Genomic DNA, 4,514 nt, shown 5'->3' with positions numbered 1-4,514 from the left:
CGCGCTGGCGCCCAGCACGGCCAGGCGCTGGCGGGTGCGGGCATACAGCACCTCATTGTACTCGATGCTGTCGACGTGCGCGGTGAGGCGCAGCAGCACAGCGCACTGGTAGCCCGAGCCGGTGCCCACTTCCAGCACCCGGTGGTGGGGCTGCACGCCCAGCAGCTGGGTTTGGAAAGCCACCGTGTAGGGCTGCGAAATGGTCTGGCCCTCGCCAATCGGGAAAGCTTTATCTTGGTAGGCGTGGGCCTCGAAGGCCGGCTCGAAGAACAGGTGGCGCGGCACGGCCTCGAGCGCCGCCAGCACGCGCTCATCCACAATGCCGCGCTGGCGCAACTCGCGGGCCAGGGCGCGGCGCTGCCCTTGGTGGCGGTAAGTGTCCTGAAGCGGAGAAGGATAAATGGGCATGCAAGAAAGACAGGGCCGTAGCGGGGCCAAGTGCAGGTCGGGCGGTGCCAACTACTCCGCGTTGCCCCTACCTTTGCCCGCCACCCGGGGGCCGCCACTGCCCGCAAAATTACTACCCAAACCGCCGTTTTGCAGCTTCTTCGCCGATTTCAGTACATCAAGCTTGTGGCCGCCGACTTTGGCGCGGCTCTGATAGCCTGGATGTGTTTCTATTTGTTGCGCAAATACCTGCTCAACGAAATGACCGGCTATCATTTCACCGAGGGGGCGCTGTTCGACCTTACGGGCTCGGCCGTGGTCATTGCCGTGTTCTGGACCGTGCTCTACACGCTGGTCGGCGAGTACCGCGACATCTTCCGTAAGTCGCGCCTGGCCGAGATTATCCGGCTGGCGCGGGTGTCGTTGCTCGGGGCCGTGGTTATCTTCTTCACCCTGCTGCTTGACGACCAGGGTGTGGCCAACTACCGCGCTTACTATAAGACCTTTACGGCTTATCTGCTGCTGCACTTCGTGATTTCGGCCGTGCTGCGCACCGTCGCGGTGAGCAGCGTGCAGCGGCAGATTCGCCGGGGCCGCATTTCGTTTCCGACGCTGTTGGTTGGTGCCAATGCCTTGGCATTAAGCACCTTTCATGAGCTGAAGCGCACCAGCCAGCACCTGGGCCTGCGCATGGTGGGCTTCACGCCGGTGGGCGACAGCGTCGACCCGGACCTGGCCGCCGCGCTGCCGCAGCAGGCTGGCTACCAGCGCCTGCCGGCTCTGGTGCGCGCGCTGCACATCGAGCAGGTCGTCATTGCCATTGAACCCAGCGAGCACCGGCTCATTCAGGACATTCTCACCCTGCTCGACGGCTCGCCCGTCCGCATCAGCATTCTACCCGACTTGTACCAGATGCTGCTGGGCTCGGTGAAAGTCAACCACTTATTCGGCACGCCGCTCATCGAAATCAAGCAAGACCTGATGCCCGTGTGGCAGGTGGTGCTGAAGCGCGTGATTGACGTAGTGGGCTCGGCGCTATTTCTGCTGCTGGCCTGCTGGGTCTACGCCTTCACGGCCGTGATGGTGAAGCTGTCGTCGCCGGGGCCGGTGTTCTACCGGCAGGAGCGCATTGGCCGCAACGGCCACCCGTTCCGCATCATCAAGTTCCGCTCGATGTACGTCGATGCGGAGAAGGCCGGCCCGGCACTCAGCTCCGACCACGACCCGCGCATCACGCCCTGGGGCCGCTTTATGCGCAAGGTGCGCCTCGACGAACTGCCGCAGTTCTGGAACGTGCTGAAGGGTGACATGAGCATTGTGGGCCCGCGCCCCGAGCGCCAGTTTTTCATCGACCAGATTATGAAAATCGCGCCCCACTACCGCCACCTGCACCGCGTGCGCCCCGGCCTCACTTCGCTGGGCCAGGTGAAATACGGCTACGCCGAAACCGTAGCCCAGATGGTAGAGCGCCTCAAATTCGACATTCTCTACATCGAGAACATGAGCCTGGCCATGGATTTCCGGGTGCTGCTCTACACGTTGAAAATCATTGTGGAAGGGCGGGGGAAATAACGCCTGCGGCTTAATGAGGAATCGGGAATGAGGAATGAAGAATTAGCGGGCAGTCCCATTCTTCATTCCTCATTCCCGATTCCTCATTAAGCGCAGCGTTACCTTTGCAGTGCCGGCCGGAACCTTTCAAGCTCCGGGTGAATTGCAAACCACCATGAATACTGAATCGAAAGGAAGAGTACTCGTCGCGATGAGCGGCGGCATTGATAGCAGCGTGGCCGCCGTGCTGCTGCACGAGCAAGGCTACGAAGTAGTCGGGATGACCATGAAAACCTGGGATTACGCCAGCGCGGGCGGCTCGAAAAAGGAAACCGGCTGCTGCTCGCTCGACAGCATCAACGATGCCCGCGACATTGCCGTGACGCTCGGCTTCCCGCACTATATCATCGACATTCGCGACGAATTCGGTGATTTTGTGATTGATAACTTCACCGACGAATACCTGGCCGGCCGCACGCCCAACCCGTGCGTGCTCTGCAACACCCACATCAAGTGGGATGCCCTGCTGCGCCGCGCCGACCAACTCGGCTGCCAGTATATTGCTACGGGCCACTACGCCAACATCCGCAAGGACGCTGAAACCGGTCGCTTCGTGGTGAGCAAGGGGCTAGACGAAAACAAGGACCAGAGCTACGCCCTGTGGGGCGTGAGCCAGGAAAGCCTGAGCCGCACGCTGTTTCCGCTGGGCGGCATGCGCAAAACCGAGATTTACGACGAAGCCCGCCGGCGCGGCTTCACCGAGCTGGTGAACAAGCCCGAGAGCTACGAAATCTGCTTCATCCCCGACAACGACTACCGCGGCTTCCTGCGCCGCCGCGTGCCGGGCCTGGAGGCCCGCGTGGCCGGCGGCAACTTCGTGACCAAAAACGGCCGCGTCATCGGCAAGCACGAGGGCTACCCGTTCTACACCATCGGGCAGCGCAAGGGGCTGGGCGTGGCGTTGGGCTACCCGGCCTTCGTGCTCGAAATCCGGCCCGATACCAACGAGGTAGTGCTCGGCAATTTCGATGAACTGGCCAGTACGGCCACCATCGTGGGCAAGCTGAACATGGGTAAGGAAGCCAGCCTGGCCGGCCGCGGCCTGGTGCCGGCCGTGGTAAAAGTGCGCTATAACCACGACGGTGCCCCCGCGTTTCTGGAGGAAGTGGACGGCAAAATCCGGGTGTATTTCGAGGAGCCCGTGCACGCCATCACGCCCGGGCAGGCCGCCGTGTTCTACGACGGGCTGGACGTACTGGGCGGCGGCTGGATTGAGCGTCACGTCATCGGCGAAATTCCCGTACCTTTTGCCGTCGCCGCCGTACCTGGGGCGTAATTACTTTCGCTCATTTTCGTCGCCGACGACTTTCCCGTATGCGTACTTCTGATTCTGTCTCACGCCGTTATCAGGCGCCGCTTCGCGTGGCCCTGCTGACGGGGGTGCTGCTGGCAACGGCCTTGGCGGGCTGTAAAAACACCACCGAAGCTGTGCCCGACTTGGGCCGCAGCTACTACCCGCTGGCCGTGGGCAACACCTGGACCTACGCCGTGCGCGACTCGGTGTGGAGCGTGGCCACCATGTCTAACCCCACCAGCACGCCTACGGGCACTTCGTTCCAGTTCCGCGAAACCATCACCGACGTCTTCAGTGATGCCGCCGGCCAGGCATCCTACCGCCTCGTGCGCGCCCGCCGCGCCACGGCGGCAGATGCCTGGGTCGACGACAGCGTGTTCACCATCAGTACGCCGGGTAGCGCGCTTGTGCTCAACCGGGGCAATGCCCGCACGGTTGAGCTGGTTTTTCCGCCGCGCGCGGGGCGCTCCTGGAACCTGAACGCCTTCAATAACAACTACAACGACACCATTACGGCCGAAACCCGGCAGTATGGTGCCGTTGGACAGTCGTTTGCGACCGGAGGGGGCAGTACGGGCCTGCCGGCTGCAACCTACGCCAACACCATTACTACCACCAATACCGGCATGGCTGCCGAAAGCAGCCTGCTACGCCAGGTGAGTTACCAGCAGGTGTATGCGCAGGGCGTAGGTCCGGTGTTCCGGCGGCGCGATAATAAGGCTAGCTTCACCTACACCAGCCCCCTGCCGCCCTACAACCAGATTTTCCCGAAAAATGCCTACACCAGCGCATTCACCCGTCGCGAAACGCTGATTGACTACCAGTTGAAGTAGCGCCGCTGAGGCTGGTTAATGGTCTTTTTTTGTTGATTTGCACTTGCACTTGCATATGATTTCACGTTTTCTGTTTGGGGTGTTGCTGGCGGCTTCGAGCCTGGCAGCGCTACCGGTCGCGGCGCAGGGCAGTGTGCGCCGCCACTTAGTGTATTTCCGCGACAAGGCCGGCACGCCGTACTCGGTGGCGCAGCCACAGGCGTTTCTGTCGGCGCGGGCCATTGCCCGGCGCACGCGGCAAGGCATTGCGGTGGCGCCGCGCGATTTACCCGTGAACCCGGCTTACGTGGCCCAGATTCGGGCCGTGGCCGGGGCGCCTACGGTGCTGTACACCTCGCGCTGGTTCAATGCCGCGCTGGTGAGCTGCGACTCGGCCACGCTGGCCCGGG

4 protein-coding genes and 1 pseudogene are annotated in these 4,514 nt (G+C 62.4%); 4 read left to right on the top strand and 1 reads right to left on the bottom strand.

The features are described 5' to 3' along the window. The coding region (locus ACYVDE_RS15260; RefSeq protein ID WP_460502398.1) for a protein-L-isoaspartate O-methyltransferase family protein at window positions 1-408 on the bottom strand (408 nt) is incomplete at its 3' end. 129 nt (window positions 409-537) lie between these two features. On the opposite strand from ACYVDE_RS15260, the gene ACYVDE_RS15255 reads away from it, so the two are divergent. The 4 genes and pseudogenes from ACYVDE_RS15255 to ACYVDE_RS15240 all read left to right on the top strand — a co-directional run. Beyond that, window positions 538-1,959 (top strand): sugar transferase, encoded by a 1,422-nt coding sequence (locus ACYVDE_RS15255; RefSeq protein ID WP_460502397.1) that lies wholly within the window; start codon window positions 538-540, stop codon window positions 1,957-1,959. Between the two features lie 154 nt (window positions 1,960-2,113). Further along, the gene (mnmA, locus tag ACYVDE_RS15250) at window positions 2,114-3,274 is read left to right on the top strand and encodes a tRNA 2-thiouridine(34) synthase MnmA (protein ID WP_460502396.1); all 1,161 of its coding nucleotides are present in this window, start codon (window positions 2,114-2,116) and stop codon (window positions 3,272-3,274) included. 86 nt (window positions 3,275-3,360) lie between these two features. Next, on the top strand, window positions 3,361-4,125 hold the full coding sequence (locus ACYVDE_RS15245) for a hypothetical protein (protein ID WP_460502395.1): 765 nt from the start codon (window positions 3,361-3,363) through the stop codon (window positions 4,123-4,125). Window positions 4,126-4,180: 55 nt separating this feature from the next. Next, window positions 4,181-4,514, top strand: a pseudogene (locus ACYVDE_RS15240) (peptidase S8); the annotation flags it as partial.

This window comes from Hymenobacter agri (assembly GCF_054778495.1).
Note: the sequence above shows the minus strand (reverse complement) of the source record. Positions and strands in the feature narration are given on the sequence as shown.

Excerpts from the sequence above, each read along its gene's own strand:
- mnmA (WP_460502396.1), top strand. The coding sequence starts at position 2,114 with ATGAATACTGAATCGAAAGGAAGAGTACTCGTCGCGATGAGCGGCGGC.